Source organism: uncultured Gordonia sp. (assembly GCF_937858515.1).
GTDB lineage: Bacteria > Actinomycetota > Actinomycetes > Mycobacteriales > Mycobacteriaceae > Gordonia.
On sequence record NZ_CALLZT010000216.1, the window covers coordinates 26,062 to 42,914 of the forward strand.

Annotated in this window: 17 protein-coding genes; 11 read left to right on the forward strand and 6 right to left on the reverse strand. The window is 65.9% G+C overall.

All coding sequences use genetic code 11. The annotated features are described in order from the left end of the window. The first annotated feature begins 16 nt into the window (after positions 1 to 16). Complete coding sequence (gene serB / locus Q0627_RS21560) at positions 17 to 1,252, forward strand: phosphoserine phosphatase SerB (RefSeq protein ID WP_291019012.1); 1,236 nt, start codon at positions 17 to 19, stop codon at positions 1,250 to 1,252. A 20-nt stretch (positions 1,253 to 1,272) separates the two neighbouring features. Here serB and Q0627_RS21565 read toward each other — a convergent pair whose 3' ends face one another. Next, entirely contained in the window at positions 1,273 to 2,259 is a 987-nt protein-coding gene (locus tag Q0627_RS21565) for an LLM class flavin-dependent oxidoreductase (protein ID WP_291019010.1), read from the reverse strand. 125 nt (positions 2,260 to 2,384) lie between these two features. Between Q0627_RS21565 and Q0627_RS21570 the strand changes: the two genes are divergently transcribed. From Q0627_RS21570 to Q0627_RS21580, 3 genes are all read left to right on the forward strand, one after another. Then, positions 2,385 to 3,260 carry an ABC transporter ATP-binding protein gene (locus Q0627_RS21570; protein ID WP_291019008.1) on the forward strand — a complete coding sequence of 292 codons (876 nt, stop codon included), beginning with the start codon at positions 2,385 to 2,387 and terminating at the stop codon, positions 3,258 to 3,260. A gap of 177 nt (positions 3,261 to 3,437) precedes the next feature. Then, on the forward strand, positions 3,438 to 4,238 hold the full coding sequence (locus Q0627_RS21575; RefSeq protein ID WP_291019028.1) for an NUDIX domain-containing protein: 801 nt from the start codon (positions 3,438 to 3,440) through the stop codon (positions 4,236 to 4,238). A 15-nt stretch (positions 4,239 to 4,253) separates the two neighbouring features. Then, the gene (locus Q0627_RS21580) at positions 4,254 to 5,099 is read left to right on the forward strand and encodes an NUDIX hydrolase (protein ID WP_291019006.1); all 846 of its coding nucleotides are present in this window, start codon (positions 4,254 to 4,256) and stop codon (positions 5,097 to 5,099) included. Positions 5,100 to 5,381: 282 nt separating this feature from the next. Here the strand turns inward: Q0627_RS21580 and ligD are convergent, their stop codons facing one another. Next, positions 5,382 to 6,347: a non-homologous end-joining DNA ligase gene (ligD, locus tag Q0627_RS21585; protein WP_291019003.1), complete on the reverse strand. Its 966-nt coding sequence runs from the start codon at positions 6,345 to 6,347 to the stop codon at positions 5,382 to 5,384. Between the two features lie 143 nt (positions 6,348 to 6,490). On the opposite strand from ligD, the gene Q0627_RS21590 reads away from it, so the two are divergent. After that, positions 6,491 to 7,279, forward strand: coding sequence for an enoyl-CoA hydratase-related protein (locus tag Q0627_RS21590; protein WP_291019001.1), 789 nt, complete (start codon positions 6,491 to 6,493; stop codon positions 7,277 to 7,279). A 34-nt stretch (positions 7,280 to 7,313) separates the two neighbouring features. Next, positions 7,314 to 8,282, forward strand: a complete 969-nt coding sequence (locus Q0627_RS21595; RefSeq protein WP_291018999.1) for a class I SAM-dependent methyltransferase — start codon at positions 7,314 to 7,316, stop codon at positions 8,280 to 8,282. Between the two features lie 74 nt (positions 8,283 to 8,356). Here the strand turns inward: Q0627_RS21595 and Q0627_RS21600 are convergent, their stop codons facing one another. Further along, positions 8,357 to 8,884 carry a helix-turn-helix transcriptional regulator gene (locus tag Q0627_RS21600; RefSeq protein ID WP_291018997.1) on the reverse strand — a complete coding sequence of 176 codons (528 nt, stop codon included), beginning with the start codon at positions 8,882 to 8,884 and terminating at the stop codon, positions 8,357 to 8,359. A gap of 238 nt (positions 8,885 to 9,122) precedes the next feature. On the opposite strand from Q0627_RS21600, the gene Q0627_RS21605 reads away from it, so the two are divergent. The 3 genes from Q0627_RS21605 (at position 9,123) to Q0627_RS21615 (ending at position 11,511) form a co-directional block, all read left to right on the forward strand. Continuing rightward, positions 9,123 to 9,842 (forward strand): hypothetical protein, encoded by a 720-nt coding sequence (locus Q0627_RS21605; RefSeq protein ID WP_291018995.1) that lies wholly within the window; start codon positions 9,123 to 9,125, stop codon positions 9,840 to 9,842. After that, on the forward strand, positions 9,835 to 10,101 hold the full coding sequence (locus tag Q0627_RS21610; protein ID WP_291018993.1) for a hypothetical protein: 267 nt from the start codon (positions 9,835 to 9,837) through the stop codon (positions 10,099 to 10,101). Before Q0627_RS21605 ends, Q0627_RS21610 begins: the two co-directional genes overlap by 8 nt. Positions 10,102 to 10,281: 180 nt before the next feature. Beyond that, positions 10,282 to 11,511: a THUMP-like domain-containing protein gene (locus Q0627_RS21615; protein ID WP_291018991.1), complete on the forward strand. Its 1,230-nt coding sequence runs from the start codon at positions 10,282 to 10,284 to the stop codon at positions 11,509 to 11,511. On the opposite strand, the gene Q0627_RS21620 is transcribed toward Q0627_RS21615, so the two are convergent. Together Q0627_RS21620 and Q0627_RS21625 are read right to left on the reverse strand one after the other, a co-directional pair. Then, complete coding sequence (locus Q0627_RS21620) at positions 11,508 to 12,263, reverse strand: GntR family transcriptional regulator (protein WP_291018989.1); 756 nt, start codon at positions 12,261 to 12,263, stop codon at positions 11,508 to 11,510. The genes Q0627_RS21615 and Q0627_RS21620 overlap by 4 nt on opposite strands. Positions 12,264 to 12,311: 48 nt before the next feature. Beyond that, positions 12,312 to 13,472: an acyl-CoA dehydrogenase family protein gene (locus tag Q0627_RS21625; protein WP_291018987.1), complete on the reverse strand. Its 1,161-nt coding sequence runs from the start codon at positions 13,470 to 13,472 to the stop codon at positions 12,312 to 12,314. Between the two features lie 202 nt (positions 13,473 to 13,674). Here Q0627_RS21625 and Q0627_RS21630 point away from each other — a divergent pair, with 202 nt between their 5' ends. After that, entirely contained in the window at positions 13,675 to 14,670 is a 996-nt protein-coding gene (locus tag Q0627_RS21630) for a MaoC family dehydratase (RefSeq protein WP_291019026.1), read from the forward strand. Next, entirely contained in the window at positions 14,667 to 15,812 is a 1,146-nt protein-coding gene (locus Q0627_RS21635) for a CoA transferase (RefSeq protein WP_291018985.1), read from the forward strand. The genes Q0627_RS21630 and Q0627_RS21635 overlap by 4 nt, the downstream gene beginning before the upstream one ends. A 69-nt stretch (positions 15,813 to 15,881) precedes the next feature. Here Q0627_RS21635 and Q0627_RS21640 read toward each other — a convergent pair whose 3' ends face one another. Then, a complete protein-coding gene (locus Q0627_RS21640) occupies positions 15,882 to 16,784 on the reverse strand; it encodes a PaaI family thioesterase (protein ID WP_291018983.1) in 903 nt (300 codons plus the stop codon). Positions 16,785 to 16,853: the final 69 nt, after the last annotated feature.

Here is a 16,853-nt window from a genome sequence, read left to right on the forward strand (position 1 = left end):
TCTACGATTGCCACTCGTGGCCAATTCCTCCGATGAGACAACGGTTCTGATCACGGTCACCGGGCCCGACAAGCCCGGTGTGACCTCGACCCTCATGGGGGCGCTGGCAGGCCAACGGGTGAGCCTTCTCGATGTGGAACAGGTCGTCATCCGCGGTCGACTGACCCTCGGGGTACTGGTTTCGTGCACGGGCGACCCGCAGGACGTACAGGAAGTGGTCGAACAGGCCATGGACTCGGTCGGAATCGACGTGCATGTCGAGGTGGGTGCCAACTCGGGCGGCCGTCGGCCGTCGACGCACGCGGTGGTGCTCCTGGGCAGTCCGGTGACCGCGCGTGCCTTCCAGGCAGTCGCGTCGGCGCTGGCATCCCAGGGCGGCAACATCGATTCGATCCGCGGGATCGCCGACTACCCGCTCACGGGCCTGGAACTGATGGTCAGCGTGGCTGGTCGCGATGACGTCGCCGCCGACGCCGCGCTGCGCAAGGCACTCGCCGGGGTGGCCTCCGGTCACGAGATCGATATCGCGGTCGAACGCGGCGGCCTCGCCAGGCGGGCCAAGCGGCTCATCGTGTTCGACGTCGACTCCACCCTGATCCAGGGTGAGGTTATCGAGATGCTGGCCGCCAAGGCGGGCCGCGAGGCCGAGGTCGCGGCGGTCACCGAGGCCGCGATGCGCGGCGAACTCGACTTCACCGAATCCCTCAACCAGCGCGTGGCGGCGCTGGCCGGGCTGGACGCCTCCGTCATCGACGAGGTCGCGGAGTCGTTGGAACTGACGCCCGGCGCCCGGACCACCATCCGGACGCTGCACCGCCTCGGCTATCACTGCGGGGTGGTCTCGGGCGGGTTCCGTCAGGTCATCGACGGCCTGGCTCATGAGCTCGAACTCGACTTCGTCCGCGCCAACACCCTGGAGATCGGCCCCGACGGCAAACTCACCGGCCGGGTCGTCGGTGAGGTTGTGGACAGGCAGGGCAAGGCGCGGGCATTGCGGGCATTCGCCGAGCAGGTCGGTATCCCGATGGCGCAGACCGTGGCCGTCGGCGACGGCGCCAACGACATCGACATGCTCAGCGTCGCCGGGCAAGGTATCGCTTTCAACGCCAAACCCGCATTGCGGGAGGTGGCCGACGCCGCGCTGAGTCACCCGTTCCTCGATGCGGTGCTCTTCATCCTCGGTATCACCCGCGACGAGATCGAGGCCGCCGACGCCGCCGACGGTGTGCTGCGGCGCGTTCCACTGGATTAGGGCCGATACGCCCCAGGGATTCAGCCGACCGGCGCCGCCTGCGGAGCGAGGTGCGCAAACGTGTTGCGCCAAACCTCGCGATCCGGGGCGAAGGAGGCGAGTATCAGCTCGTCGGCGTCGGCGTGACCGGCGAACCAGTCGAGGTAGTCGCGCACCTGCCCAGGTGTGCCCACACCGCAGTAGGTCATCATCTGTTCGATCTGCTGTCCCGGCGGCATCGTCAGGACGGCGTCGCATTCCTCGTCGGTGAAGGTCCGCTCGCGTTTGAAGAGGGCGTTCACCCGGGCCCGTTTGGCGGCGTGCAGCTGTGCGGCCGCGCGCTCGGCGTCGTCGTCGGCGATCACCCCGACACCGGCGATGACGTACGGCTCGGCAAGCGCGGCCGACGGCCTGAACTCACGTCGGTACAGGGCCACCGCATCGGTGAGAGCCTGCGGCGCGAAATGCGAGGCGAACGCGTACGGAAGTCCGAGCGCCGCGGCCACTTGGGCACCGAACAACGACGAGCCCAGGATATAGAGCGGAACATCGGTGCCGGTGCCTGGAGTGGCGGCGACCCCGTCGACGCGGGACTGCCCGGTCAGGTAGCCCTGCAGTTCCAGGACGTCCTGGGGAAAGCGTTCGGCATCGGCGATGGTCCGGCGCAGCGCGGCGAACGTCTTCTGGTCGCTGCCGGGCGCCCGGCCCAACCCGAGGTCGATGCGGCCGGGGTGTAGTTCGGCGAGCGTCCCGAATTGTTCGGCGATGGTGAGCGGAGCGTGGTTGGGCAGCATCACGCCGCCGGCGCCGAGGCGGATGGTGCTGGTGTGCGCCGCCACGTGCGCGACGAGCACCGCCGGCGCCGACGACGCGATGGTCGCCATATTGTGGTGCTCGGCGTACCAGATGCGGGAGTAGCCCCACTGCTCGGCACGCTGGGCGAGGTCGACGCTTGCGGCGAAACTGGACGCGACGGTTTCGGATCGTCCTACTTGTGCAAGATCGAGAATCGAAAGATCAACGGGCATACACAGGTCAAAGGGGAACCGGTGCCCCGGTATTCCGTCGGGACTGGATGTCGCCGGGCATATGCGGCGACCGGTCGAAAGGCATTCCGCGTGCCGGGGCCCACAGGACCGCGCGGTAGTGCACGATGGACACCGTGACATTTCCCTTCCGCCCCGCCGCCCCCGAACCCGACCCGATTCCGGAGTCGGATCCCGATCTGCTCATCGACTTTCGTGACGTGGCGGTGGTCCGTTCTGGGAAAACGCTTGTCGGCCCGGTGTCCTGGCAGGTCGAACTCGACGAGCGCTGGGTGATCATCGGACCCAACGGGGCGGGCAAGACCACCCTGATGCGGCTGGCCGCGGGAGAGCTGTATCCGACGACGGGCGAGGCCTTCGTGCTCAACGAGAAGCTCGGCCGGGTCGAATTGCGTGAGTTGACCACCCGGATCGGTATGGCCGGTCCCGGTCTCCTCGACCGGATTCCCGACGACGAGTTGGTCCGCGACGTGGTGGTGTCCGCGGGGTACTCGGTGCTCGGCCGGTGGCGGGAACAGTACGACGACGTCGACCGTGAGCGCGCGCTGGAGTCGTTGGAGTCGATGGGCGCCGAGCATCTCGCCGACCGGGTATTCGGCACCCTGTCGGAGGGGGAGCGCAAGCGCGTGGTCATCGCGCGGGCACTGATGACCGACCCCGAGATGCTATTGCTGGATGAGCCTGCCGCGGGTCTGGACCTGGGCGGCCGGGAAGAGTTGGTCGCCCGGTTGTCCGATCTGGCCAAGGACGCCGATGCTCCCGCGATCGTGCTGATCACCCACCACGTCGAGGAGATCCCCGAGGGCTTCACCCACGCGCTGCTGTTGTCGGAGGGTGGTGTGGTCGCGATGGGTCTGCTGCCGGAGGTGGTGACGAGCAGGAACCTGTCGATGGCCTTCCGGCAGCAGATCACCCTGACCAAGTCCGGTGCCCGGTTCTTCGCCCGGCGCAGCAGGCGGGCGGGCGGGCACCGCCGGGCCTGACACCGCCGGCGTTTGCCGACCTCCACCGATCGTGCGTTCGGTCGGCCCGATAGTGTCGAGGCAACGTCCCCGCCGTCGGGGACAGGTGTGGCGGCGAGTGCAGGAGGTTCGGTCGTGGCAGATCAATCTGGGGCAGAGCAGTCGTCGCCGCAAGTCGACCCCGACACAGGTGCGTCGATTCCCGCGCAGCCCGCGCTGCCGCGCGACGCCTCCACCGTCGTACTGATCCGTGACGGCGCCGACGGTGTGGAGGTGTTCCTGCAGCGGCGGGTGAACACCATGGCGTTCGCCGGCGGTATGACGGTGTTCCCCGGTGGCGGTGTCGATGCCCGTGACGCCGAGGCACACTTCTCGTGGACCGGACCCGGTGCCGCCTGGTGGGCGCGGACGCTCGGGGCCACCGAACCGATCGCGCAGTCCCTGGTGTGCGCGGCGGTGCGCGAGACGTTCGAGGAATGCGGCGTGCTGTTCGCGACCGACGCCGACGGGCGGTTTCCCGAACCCGGGACGCTGGCTGACGAACGGGCACAGCTGGTGGACAAGTCGCTGTCCCTGGCCGGGTTCCTGGCCGACCGCGGACTGACGCTGAGGGCTGATCTCATTGCGCCACTGGCACATTGGATCGCGCCGGTGATCGAGAAGCGGCGCTATGACACCCGCTTCTTTGTCGCCGCACTCCCCGAGGGGCAGCATGCCGACGGCGAGACCTCCGAGGTGTCGGTGGCCGGCTGGTTGTCGGCGCGGCAGGCGCTGGCCCGCTGGGTCGACCGGCAGCATTTTCTACTGCCGCCCACGTGGTCGCAGCTCCGGGAGATCGCCCGCTACGACACCGTCGCCGACCTACTGGGTGAGCCCCGCGAGATCACCACCGTCATGCCGGAGGCCACCACCCCGATGATGTCGGGTCTGCGATTTCCGAATTCGGACGAGTACTTCGTCGAGCTCGACGGTCGCCTGCCGTCCGACGCCAAACGCTGACCGCGGGTCTCGACGATGGATGACGACCAATCCCTCGACAGGTGGCTCGTCGAGGCGGGAAAGCAGACGATCCCGCTGCCGGAGGTGATCGCCACGCCCCGCGATGCGGCGACCGTGGCGCTCGTGCGCGACGGGGCGTCGGGACTCGAGGTGTTCCTGCTGCGCAGGGTTCCCGAGATGGCGTTCGCCGCGGGAATGACCGTGTTTCCCGGCGGGGGCGTGGACGGCGCCGACGACACCGACCTGCGGTGGGTGGGACCGGGTGCCGATTGGTGGGCCGAGAAGTACGCCACCAGCCCGGTGGCCGCCCGGATGCTGGTGGTCGCGGCCGTCCGGGAAACGTTCGAAGAATGCGGGGTACTGCTCGCGACTGCGGCCGACGGCCGGACCCCCGCGCGTGAACTGGTCGCCGACGACCGGGCCGCGCTCGTCGCCAAGGAACAGTCGTTCGGCACTTTCATGCATCGGCGAGGTCTTGCGTTACGTTCGGATTGGCTTGCGCCGCTGGCACATTGGATTACTCCGCCGATCTCCGAGCGACGCTACAGCACCCACTTCTTCCTCGCCGCGCTACCCGACGGTCAGGAGGCCGACGGCTCCACCTCCGAGGCGTCGACGTCGGCGTGGGCCCGTCCCGCCGACGCCCTTGACGCCTGGTCGCGCGGCGTCCATTCGCTGTTGCCACCCACGTGGGCACGACTGCGGGAACTGAGCCGGTACCCCACGGTCGCCGATGCCCTCGCCACCGACCGCGTCATCGAGGTGGTGGGCGAGGACGAGGCCGATGACCCGTACGGCATGAAGTTCGACGGCGCCGACGACTACTTCGCCGCGTTCAGCAGAATGCATCTTGATCCCTGAAGGCTGTCAGGCGAGCTCGCGAGCCGGCCGCGTCTCGAAGGGTCCGACGACTACCTCGCCGAGTTGAGCCGGGTCGGTGGGACACATCTTGATCCACTGAGGGCTGTCGCGCGCTTGGGCACCGGCGTCATACTGGTCGCCGGACAACCGTGGGACGCATCTTGATCCCTGAGGGCTGACCCAAAGCGACCAAACCTTCTTGATCCCTGAGGCCGATGCGACGCAGGAGCGAGGGTCACGAAGGGTCAGGCGAGACGACCGCCTGAGGTCACCACCTCGGACTCACATTGGGAGCCCGACGTCACCGGACCCTTCGGCCCAGTCGAGGAGTTGGTCGATGCGGTGGGCGGCGTCGTCGATCCCGGCGTGCAGGTCGCCGAGGCGGGCGAAGCGTTCGGGCATGGTCGCGATGGTGAAATCGTCGGGTTCGCAGGAGTAGATCTCGTCCCAGGTGATCGGTGCCGACACGGTTCCGCGGGGATTGCCGCGCACCGAGTATGCGGCGGCCATCGTGTGGTCGCGGGTGTTCTGGTTGTAGTCGACGAACACCGCCGACTGGTCGCGGTCCTTGCGCCACCACGCCGTCGTCACGTCGGCGGGGGCGCGGCGCTGGACTTCGAGCGCGAACGCGTGGGCCGCGCGCCGGACGTCGGCGAATCCCCATGCCGGTTCGATGCGGACGTAGATGTGCATGCCGCGCCCGCCGGACGTCTTGGGGAAGCCGCGCATGCCGAGGTCGTCGAGCACCTCACCCACGACATGCGCGACCCGCCGGATACGGGCCCAGTCGCAGCCGGGCATGGGGTCGAGGTCGATGCGCCATTCGTCGGGCGCTTCGGTGTCGGCGCGGCGCGAGTTCCACGGATGGAACTCGACCGTCGACATCTGGACGGCCCAGATCACGGAGGCGAGTTCGGTGACGCACAGTTCGTCGGCGGTGCGCCCGTACCGCGGGAACCACAGTTGCACGGTGTCCAGCCAGTCCGGGGCTCCGGCGGGGATGCGTTTCTGGTGGACCTTCGGGCCGCCGAAACCGTCCGGGCCGCCGACGCCCTTGGGGAAGCGGTGCAGCATGCAGGGTCGGTCGCGCAGGGCGCGGACGATGCCGTCGCCGACGGACAGGTAGTAGTTGGCCAGGTCGAGTTTGGTTTCGCCGCGTTCGGAGAAGTACGTGCGGTCAGGGCTCGACAGCCGGACGGTCCGTTCGCCGACGACGAGCTCGACGGCATCGCCTGCCTGCGCTCCCACCTGCTCAACTGTAGTGGCCGGTGGGGGTGGAGGCGCGTGAGTGGCACCAGCTGCCTGAATCGATCCCGTAAGCCATTCGATAAGGCAAGTGCAGGCTAACCCGAAGGTTGCTTCACGCCGCCGGACCGGTAGCCTCGGAGATCATGGCCGAGTTTGTCACCCTCGAAACCTCTGCGGATCACCCCGGTGTGGGCACGATCCTGCTGAGCCGACCGCCGATGAACGCGCTGAACCGGCAGGTGCAGGCCGAACTGGCGGCCGCGGCGCGTGAGGCGACGGTGCGCGACGACATCAAGGCCGTCGTCGTCTACGGCGGACCCAAGGTGCTGGCCGCGGGCGCCGACATCAAAGAGATGAATGACTTGAGCTACACGGAGATGAAGAAGGTCGCCGGCGCTCTGCAGGCGAATCTCGGAGCCGTCGCGAACATCCCCAAGCCGACGGTCGCAGCGATCACCGGGTACGCCCTCGGCGGCGGGCTCGAGGTGGCGCTGAGCGCCGACCGGCGGATCGCCGGCGACAACGTCAAGCTCGGGCTGCCGGAGATCCTGCTCGGCGTTATTCCCGGCGGCGGCGGCACCCAGCGGCTGGCCCGGCTCATCGGCCCGGCCAAGGCCAAGGACCTGATCTTCACCGGCCGCTTCGTCGACGCCGAGGAGGCGCTCGCCATCGGCCTGGTCGACGAAGTGGTGGCCCCCGACGACGTGTACAGCGCGGCGCTGAAGTGGGCGGGCCAGTTCACGCGGTCGGCATCGGTGGCGATCGCCGCGGCGAAGGCGGCAATCGATCAGGGCATCGAAACCGATCTCGCGACCGGCCTCAAGATCGAAGAACAGCAGTTCACTGCCCTGTTCACCACCGAGGACCGCACCATCGGGATGGCCTCGTTCGTCGAGAACGGCCCCGGCAAGGCCGAATTCGTCGGCCGCTAGAGACTTGTAGTACCCCATCAAGAAAGCTGAGACGATGTCGACCGAACCCACCATCGATCCCGAACCCAATCCGCACGCCACCGAGGAGCAGGTGCAGGCGGCGCTCAAGGACACCAAACTCGCCCAGGTGCTCTACCACGACTGGGAGGCCGAAACCTACGACGAGAAGTGGTCGATCAGCTTCGACGAGCGGTGCATCGACTACGCGCGTGGACGTTTCGACGCGGCGATCACCGACGCTCCGCTGCCGTACGGCCGGGCGATGGAATTGGGTTGTGGCACGGGGTTCTTCCTGCTCAACCTGATGCAGTCGGGCGTGGCAGAGAAGGGATCGGTGACCGACCTGTCGCCGGGCATGGTGAAGGTCGCGCTGCGTAACGCCGAGAACCTGGGTCTGGACGTCGACGGCCGCGTCGCCGACGCCGAGAAGATCCCCTACGAGGACAACACCTTCGACCTGGTCGTCGGACACGCTGTGCTGCACCACATCCCGGATGTCGAGCTGTCGTTGCGCGAAGTCCTGCGGGTACTCAAGCCGGGCGGCCGGTTCGTGTTCGCCGGTGAACCGTCCACCATCGGCGACTTCTACGCCCGCTGGATGAGCCGGGCCACCTGGTGGGCCACCACCAACATCACCAAGTTCGGCCCGCTGCAGTCGTGGCGCCGTCCGCAGGAAGAGCTCGACGAGTCCTCACGTGCGGCGGCGTTGGAGGCCGTGGTCGACATCCACACCTTCGATCCCGACGAACTCGCCGGTATCGCCCGCAGCGCTGGCGCCACCGAGGTCAAGACGGCCACCGAGGAGCTGGCCGCAGCCATGCTCGGCTGGCCGGTACGCACCTTCGAGGCCGCTGTTCCCGCCGACAAGCTCGGCTGGGGCTGGGCGGGATTCGCCTTCGGCGGCTGGAAGAAGATGACCTGGCTCGACGAGAATGTCCTGCGCAAGGTCGTTCCCCAGAAATTCTTCTACAACGTCGTAGTTACGGGTGTGAAGCCCGAGTGACAGAAGGGCCGGCAGGGCTCGTCAGAGTCTGCCGGCCTTCGTCAGTTGTCGGTGTTCGCACGAGGATCGGGTTGCTACTGCTGCGAGTCGCTCCACACCTGCAGTGGATCGAAGTCTATGACCAACCGTCCGTTACGCGTTTTCGACTGCATTGCCCCAAGCGCAGCCCATAAATTCGCGATTACGTGGTCGAGTCCGTTTGCGGCCCCGCCGACTTCGTGAAGTCGGTCGCGAAGTTCCACGCCGCGACGAACCTCGCGCGAGAGATGGTTGTACCAGTCCAGCAGTTGCTTCAAGACGTCGTCGCTCGTCTCGGACACGGGCCTGAGGGGCACACCCAGTAGCTCTGAAATTGCTACTGATTCAGCGTATTTGGGCTCTCGTTGGCCATTCTCAATCCGCGTGATGGCGGACGGATCCAGCGTGATCCCAAAACGTTCGTGAATCTCCTTCGCCAGGCGGCGTTGACTCCATTCGAGGGACTCGCGCCGTGCCTTCATGCAACTTCTGAAGTAGTCGGTTGCTGAGGTGGACCTTGCAGCAGTCGCCGCAAGATCGGGGTCGACTGAGCGGTCCGCGTTTGACTTGCCTTCCTGGTGCATAAATCACATTCTAGTGCAGTTTGGCAGTGCTGTGCTACGGTGGTGCGATAATCACATCGAGGTGACCTTGTCGCATCAAGGTTCCGGAGGAGGGTGACGTGACGCATATCCAGTCGACGGGTGTGATCGTGCATAGGATGCCTTCTGCATGCACGGGAGGTTTGACATGACTGCCCTCTGTGCATGCCGTATAGGTCCGCACCTGGGTGAACTTGACGATTCCGGTCTGAGCGACTTGGTGACTCTCGCACTAGATGTCGGAGGATTTGGTCTCTATGTTGCTCTCGCGGTGGAACGGGAACGACGTAGGGCGCTCACTGCCGCTGCCGGAACCGTGCGAAATGTTCAGTATTGGACCGACCGTTGGGGGCGGGTTGCCTTCTATGGTGAGCCAATCAAGGGTAAGCAGCGTTTGGGTATTCCGGCCGGGCATACCCTGCCGATTGACGTGCCGGTACCTGTAACCCCAGATCCGTTTGCTGATCGGGTTTTGGGAATGAAGGTCCTCCCAACACCGACGCTCGAGTATTTTGGCAAGATTGCTCCAGACAATGATGAAGAGCGGTGGAAGCATTTTCTTCCGAAGGAGCTGGGCGTGGCGCGTTGGTTGGAATCACGAGGTGTGTCTGTTCTGTCTGTAGACACGTTCAAGAGTCCAGGGCGCCCTACGCCAGATGCCATCGTCAAGGTCGACGATCTTCCGCCGGCCGAATTCAAGATCATGCAGCCGAAGTCCGGATCGTTCAGCCACCTGCAGTGCGTCGAGAACGTCGAACTGATCGCCCTCAAATGTCGGCGCGGCATCGTTGACCTGCGTGGAACTGATGCGTCGATTGTGAGGGCTGAACGTGCGATGGTGGACGCCGTGGTGGAGCACGGTGTCAATCTTGACGAGCTGGTGTTCATCGTAAACGGATCACATCAACAGATTGTCTCGGTCGGGTGGTCACGTGGGTAGCAATGAGTACGTGTATGCAGTTGCGTCCGGTCCGACCGCCGAGCAGGTGGAGGAAGCGGTGTCAGAGATCCGACCGCTGGGAGACGCGTGGGCATGGTGCTTCCACACTGTTCACTCCGTTGCCTATCCCACGAGACTCGTGTTCGAGGGCGCCGACGCGCTAGCGTTCGCTGAACGGGCCGTGCCGATTCTGAAGAAACGTTTCGGTATTGAGATAGTCGACGAAGAGACCTATTTTCATTCAGGTCGATACGATTGATTCTTGCAGCTGGCTAGACACGATAGGCGTGGTTGTTAGGTTGGGCGCGAGTTCGAAGCAGGCGGTCGCATGATTCTGAAGTACGAACATGTATCAAACGTGCTTGGTGTTGAGCGGAGCCATCCCGCTGAACCTCTTGATGTGGTCGAGCCGTGTCGCTCGACATGGGATAGGTGAGCAATGGGTTACTCTTTTGCGGCTGGCGATGTCGCTTTTCTGCGTTCGGTGGCGGGACGTGCGGCACTGGAGGTGGCCTCGACGCTGGCATTGAGTCCGGCGTCGATGATTGCCGACATCGGTGAACTACGGGGTACGTATGCACCTTTCGATGCGGCGATCATCGAGACGGTGACCTGCCGACGTAAGGCCCGCACCAAGTTCCGTCATGCCGAGGACCTGCTGCTGACCGATGATGCGGTGCAGCAGGCGACGGCGTGGCCGGTGGCGCAGGCACGCGCGTGGGAGATCATCCGGCGCTACCCGGATTCGGTGGTGCACGATGTCACCTGCTCGGTGGGTGCCGAACTGATGGAGTTGTCGCTGCGCCTCGGCGTGACCGGGGTGATCGGCAGCGACATCGATCCGGTGCGGGTGGCGATGGCAGCGCACAACGCGACGACGGTCGAGTTGTCTGCGCCGACGGTACTGTTGCGTGCCGATGCGCTCACCCCGACGTCGACGGCCGATGTGATACTCGCCGACCCGGCCCGGCGCACCGGGTCCGGCCGGGTGTTCCGGCCCGACCAGCTCACCCCACCGCTGTTCGAACTGATCACCGTGTACGCGGGGCGTCCGCTGATCGTCAAATGTGCTCCGGGACTTGATCATCAAAACCTACGCGACAAGTTCGGTTTCGACGGCGAGGTACAGGTCACCTCGCTTGACGGCGGCGTCCGCGAAACCTGCCTGTGGTCGGGACCGCACGCCCGCCCACTGCGCCGGGCCACCGTCCTGCGGACCCACGAACGCAAGGTGTCGAGCTACGAGATCACCGACGACACCGACGACGACGTCCCGGCCGCGGAACCGGGGGAGTGGATCGTCGACCCCGACGGCGCAATCGTCCGTGCCGGCCTCGTACGGAACTACGCACACCGCCACAGCCTATGGCAGCTCGACCCGCAGATCGCCTACCTCACCGGCGATTCCGTACCCGAGGCCGGACGAGGATTCAAGATCATCGAGCAGACCACAGTGTCGGACAAGGCTTTACGCAAAGCCCTGCATGCACTTGACTGCGGCACACTGGAAATCCTCGTCCGCGGCCTCGACGTCGACCCCGATGCCCTGCGAAAGCGACTCAAACCCAAGGGAACCCGACCGCTGTCGCTGGTCCTGACCCGCATCGGCCGAAAAGGCGTCGCCTTCATCTGCGAACCGGGCGTGCGCGGCGGACAGCTCGCGGCTTAGGGGGCGGGGCGGCCCGAGGAGCGGCGCAGAGTGACTCGGTAGGTGTAGTGCTCGGGCAGGAAGTAGCTGATCGCCAGTTCGACGCTCGCGCCGCGGGAGTTGTTGTACAGCCGGTCCACCCGCAGGACCGGATGCCCCACTGGGCAGCCGAGTACTTCCGAGACGCGTGCGTCGGCTGTGCTCGCGGTGATCGACTGCACGCATTCGGTGATCGGTTCGGTGAGGTGGGGTTCGAGCAGGCCGATCATGGTGTGTTCGCTGACCGCGCCCGCCGCCACCTCCGGTCTGTCGGCGATCAGTTCGGCCACCGGCGCGGGCCACCACACCGTCGTCAGGACGAAGGGGACCGCGTCGTGGGATCGGGTGAAGACAATCCGGTAGACGACGTCGGTGTCCAGGCGCAGGCGGCCGGCGGCGGCGAGGTCCACCTGCCGTGTCGGCGCTTCGACCACCCGCATCTCGGTGTCGGCCGACAGATTCATCAGGTCCTCGATAGACCCGAGTTGTCGCAGGTACCGGCCGGCGTTCTCGCTGGCGAAGGTACCGCGGCCGGGAATCCGGTAAACGGCACCCTCACCGACGAGTTCCAAGAATGCCCGGCGCACCGTTTGCCGGCTCAACCCGAATTCGGTGGCGAGTTCGGCCTCGGTGGGTAGGCGCACGCCGTCCGGGTACAGGCCGGCGGCGATTCGTGCGCGCAGTTCGGCCGCCAGGGTGCGGTAGGCCGGTTCGGACTGTTCGGGCGCGTTCATCGACGCCAATCCTGCCACCGGTGACCGGTCGCCGTCACGATGGTGGCGTCAGATGCCGCCGCGGGCGACCAACTGCCCGGCGATCACCGTCCGCTGAATCTCGTTGGTGCCCTCGCCGACGATCATCAGCGGCGCGTCCCGGAAATAGCGCTCGACGTCGAACTCCGTGGAATATCCGTAGCCGCCGTGAATCCGGACCGCATTGAGCGCGATCTCCATCGCCACCTCCGAGGCGAACAGTTTGGCCATACCGGCTTCCATATCGCAACGGTCGCCGCTGTCGAAGCGGCGCGCCGCATGCCAGGTGAGCTGCCGGGCGGCGGTCAGTTTGGTGGCCATGTCGGCCAGATAGTTGCCCACGGACTGGTGCTTCCAGATCGGTTGCCCGAAAGATTCGCGTTCCTGTGAGTAGCGCAGTGCGTCTTCGAGGGCCGCGGTCGCGACACCGAGCGCGCGGGAAGCGACCTGGATACGGCCCGTCTCCAGGCCCTTCATCATCTGCGCGAAGCCCTTTCCCGGCACCTCGCCCAGGATCGCCGACGCGGGAACGCGGTAGTCGTCGAACGACAACTCGCACGACTCGACCCCCTTGTACCCCAGCTTGGGAAGATCGCGGGACACGGTCAGGCCCGGACCGTGCTCGGCCAGCACGATTGAGATACCGCGATGCCGCGGCTGCGCCTTCGGATCGGTCTTGCAGAGCAACGCGATCAGACCGGAGCGGCGGGCGTTGGAGATCCACGTCTTGGAGCCGTTGATCACCAGATCGTCGCCGTCCGTGCGGGCGACCGTCGCCATGTTCTGCAGATCCGAGCCGCCACCAGGCTCGGTGAGTGCCATCGTCGCGCGCAGCTCACCGGTCGCCATGCGCGGCAGGTACTTCTGCTTCTGCTCCTCGGTGCCGAATGTGGTGATGAGCTTGGCGACCACTGTGTGCCCGCCCATCGCCCCGGCAAGACTCATCCAGCCGCGCGAAAGTTCCTGGGTCACTTGCGCATAGCACGGCATCGATACCGGTGCACCGCCGTACTCCTCGGGTACGGCGAGACCGTAGATCCCGAGCTGTTTCATCTGCTCGATCCACGCCTCGGGGTAGGTGTTGGCGTGTTCGATCTCCTGCACCGTCGGCTTGACGTCGCGGTCGATGAACGCGCGCACCGTCTCGACCAGCATCGTCTCTTCGGCATTCAGGTCTTCGGTTACGGTCATCTGACACCTCGCATCACACTGCCAACATTTGTACGGCCATTTTGTTGGCAACTTCGGCCACCTGTCAAGGCGAGTCTTCCCGGACCCGGCTCGATCTGCTAGACATGTACGGAACTATTGGCCGTACATTTGCTCGGGTGCGACTGTGTCCGGCAATCAGACCACCTCCATCGGGCGGGTGGCCTCGACTGAACGGAAGACGATGAGCGACAAGCGAATACACGTCGGCGGACCGTACTTCGACGACCTCTCGCACGGGCAGGTGTTCGACGGCGCACCGTCGATCACGCTGACCGACGGACTGGCCGCGAGCCATCAGGCGATCCTCGGCGACCGGTTCCGGCTGCCGCTCGACTCGGAGCTGGCACGTCAGGTTACCGGCGGCGGAACTCCCGCGCATCCGGGTCTCGTGTCCGATCTCGCGATCGGGCAGTCGACGCTGGTCACCCACCATGTGAAGGCGAATCTGTTCTACCGGGGGTTGCGGTTCCTGCGGTACCCGGTCATCGGCGACACCCTCACCACCACCACCGAGGTGGTGGGCCTCAAGGAAAACAAGGCCAAACCCGGCCGTGCCGCAACAGGATTGGCGGCATTGCACATGGTGACGGTCGACCAGCGCGGCGATGCGGTGCTCGACTTCTACCGCTGCGCCATGATCGCGCTCTCGCCGGACGCCGATCCGGGCCGGGTGGTGCACGCCGATGATCTGTCGGCGATCGGCCCGTCCGAAGCACCCGAACCGGTCCTTCCGCAGTGGGATCTGGCGCGCTATCGGGAGCTGGTCCCGGGACAGCACTTCAGCGGCGACCTCGTCGGAAACACCTATGTGTCGAGCGGTGATGTCGTGTCCAGCGCACCCGAGCTGGCCCGGCTCTCGCTCAATATCGCGGCCACCCACCACGACGAGCGGGTGGCCGGACAACGACTGGTCTACGGTGGTCACACCATCGGCCTGGCCCTTGCCCAGGCCACGCGCGCACTGCCCAATCTGGTCACCGTGGTCTCGTGGGATTCCTGCGACCACACCGGCCCCGTCCACGAAGGGGACACCTTGTCCAGTGAACTTCAGGTGGAAGCGGCCACGGAAGCCGCATCCGGGGGCGTCCTCACGCTGCGTTCACGCGTGTTCGCCGACGAATCTGACGGCAGCACAAGGGATGTGCTGGACTGGCGCTTCCGGGCGGTGATGGCATGAGTGCCCGACCGCTCGACGGTGTCCGGGTGGTGGAGGTGTCGAGTTTCGTCGCCTCGCCGCTGTGCGGCCTGACTTTGGCTCAGCTCGGGGCCGAGGTGATCCGTGTGGATCCGGCAGGTGGTGCGGCCGACGTCAATCGCTGGCCGCTGACTGCCGACGGTCATTCCATCTACTGGACCGGACTGAACAGGGGCAAGAAGTCGGTCACCGCCGATCTGCGTTCGCCCGAAGGCCAGAAACTGGTGCAGGACCTGGTCACCGAGTCAGGTCCCGGTGGCGGCATCCTGGTCACCAATGCCGGTGGGCGGCAATGGATGAGTCACGACACCCTGGCCGCGTTACGGCCCGATGTGATCACCCTGGAACTGCTCGGCCGCACCGACGGCACACCCGGCGTCGACTACACCGTCAACGCGGGCCTCGGCTTTCCCTCGATCACCGGCCCGCTCGATGAGAACGGCGAACCGGCCGGTGTGGTGAATCATGTTCTGCCCGCATGGGATGTCGTCTGCGGAATCTATGCGGCGCTGGCGATCACGGCGGCGGTGCGTCGCCGCGACCAGACGGGGGCTGGTGCGCGTATCACCCTGCCGCTGGAGGACACCGCACTGGCCATCGCGGGCACCCTGGGGTATCTGACCGAACCCCAGGTGAACGGTGACTCGCGGCCGGCCACCGGCAACGACGTTTACGGAACCTACGGCTCCGATTTCCAGACCTGCGACGGTGGACGTTTCATGATCGTCGCCCTCACCCCACGGCATTTCCGGGATCTGGTGCGGCTCACCGAAACCACCGAAGCCGTCGATGCGGTCGAGAAGTCGCTGGGCGCTGACTTCTCTACCGACACAGACCGATTCAATCATCGCGGGGTTCTCAACCCTCTGTTCGCGGCGTGGTTCGCCCGCCACACGACCGCCGAGGTCGACCAGGCGCTCGCACAGTCGTCGGTGCTTTCGCAGCGCTACCGCGACTTCACCGAGGTCGCCGGTACCGATCTGACGGGCAATCCGCTGTTCGCTCCGCTCGATCAGCCCGGCATCGGCGAGTATCTCGCCGCCGGATTGCCCGCCGCATTCGACGGCGAGCACTATCGCACCGGACCAGCTCCGGTCCTCGGAACACACACCGGGTGGTCGTGAACGGCAGATACAGGGTCGCCGTGAACGGCAGATACAGGGTCGTCGTGAACGACGCTGTGCCGCAGGTATTCAGGAATGTGACTTTATGGCGAGCGTGGCGGTGCTGCGGGTGAACAGTTTTCCCGAACCGTCGCGCAGATCGGTGGTCATCACCACCAATCGCCTGCCGCGCCGGATGATCTCGGCGGAGAACTCGTACCCGTCGGCCGACGCACCCGGTGATCTCATCAGCTCGATGCCGAGGTCGGTCAGCGCGTAGTCGTCGGAGCCGTCCCCGAGCAGGGTGTCCCCGATGATGTCCGTGACCGCGGCGGCGGCGCTGAGAATGCTCCCGCCCTGTGCGGTGCCGAGTGAGTTGAGTGCCCATTCGGGCACCTGCCAGCGGATTCGGAACCGGTCGGGCGCAGAGCCGTCATCGACCCTGGCGAGTCCGAGGTGGGTGGTCAGCGGCTGCCCGGCATCGAATGCCGCGGGGTCGGTCCGGAAACCGGTGAGCATGTCCTCGGGGAGATTGGGGCGCACCGTCTGCGCCGAGCGGCAGCGTGCGCTCGCGATGAGTGCCCCGCCGGACTCCATGCGTGCGGTGGCCAGACCGGTGCCGGTGTGGTCGTCCACCGCGAGCGGCGACGATGATGCGGTCACCTCGTCCCCGATGACCGCCCACGGGACCATCGACACCGATATGTGCGAAACGACGTATTCATTCTCGGGGCGAAGCAGGTAGATGCCCGAGCCGGCGGCCACGTCGAGGAGGATACCGAGCGATGCGAGTCCCGCACGGCCGCGGCGATCGCGCTGCCATCCCTGCACCGACTGGACGAAGGCGACCTCGCCGGGTTCGGCCGCTTCGGTGAGCCGGACGCCGATCGTGTTCGCGGCCGGGTCCGTGGTGAATTTTGCCAGCAGTGTGCCGGGAAGCGTTCGCGGATCGGGGCGAGCGGTATCGCCTTCGCTTGTCGGAAAATTGCGCACAGAGTGACGGTAGCAACCGAAGGCCTGAGAGTTGCATCACAGTTTGAGTTTAATGTAGAATACATTTTG

Excerpts from the sequence above, each read along its gene's own strand:
- Q0627_RS21600 (WP_291018997.1), bottom strand. The coding sequence starts at position 8,884 with ATGCACCAGGAAGGCAAGTCAAACGCGGACCGCTCAGTCGACCCCGAT.
- Q0627_RS21580 (WP_291019006.1), top strand. The coding sequence starts at position 4,254 with ATGGATGACGACCAATCCCTCGACAGGTGGCTCGTCGAGGCGGGAAAG.
- Q0627_RS21565 (WP_291019010.1), bottom strand. The coding sequence starts at position 2,259 with ATGCCCGTTGATCTTTCGATTCTCGATCTTGCACAAGTAGGACGATCC.
- Q0627_RS21630 (WP_291019026.1), top strand. The coding sequence starts at position 13,675 with ATGAGCGACAAGCGAATACACGTCGGCGGACCGTACTTCGACGACCTC.
- Q0627_RS21620 (WP_291018989.1), bottom strand. The coding sequence starts at position 12,263 with ATGAACGCGCCCGAACAGTCCGAACCGGCCTACCGCACCCTGGCGGCC.
- Q0627_RS21595 (WP_291018999.1), top strand. The coding sequence starts at position 7,314 with ATGTCGACCGAACCCACCATCGATCCCGAACCCAATCCGCACGCCACC.
- Q0627_RS21615 (WP_291018991.1), top strand. The coding sequence starts at position 10,282 with ATGGGTTACTCTTTTGCGGCTGGCGATGTCGCTTTTCTGCGTTCGGTG.
- Q0627_RS21625 (WP_291018987.1), bottom strand. The coding sequence starts at position 13,472 with ATGACCGTAACCGAAGACCTGAATGCCGAAGAGACGATGCTGGTCGAG.
- Q0627_RS21590 (WP_291019001.1), top strand. The coding sequence starts at position 6,491 with ATGGCCGAGTTTGTCACCCTCGAAACCTCTGCGGATCACCCCGGTGTG.
- Q0627_RS21570 (WP_291019008.1), top strand. The coding sequence starts at position 2,385 with ATGGACACCGTGACATTTCCCTTCCGCCCCGCCGCCCCCGAACCCGAC.
- Q0627_RS21635 (WP_291018985.1), top strand. The coding sequence starts at position 14,667 with ATGAGTGCCCGACCGCTCGACGGTGTCCGGGTGGTGGAGGTGTCGAGT.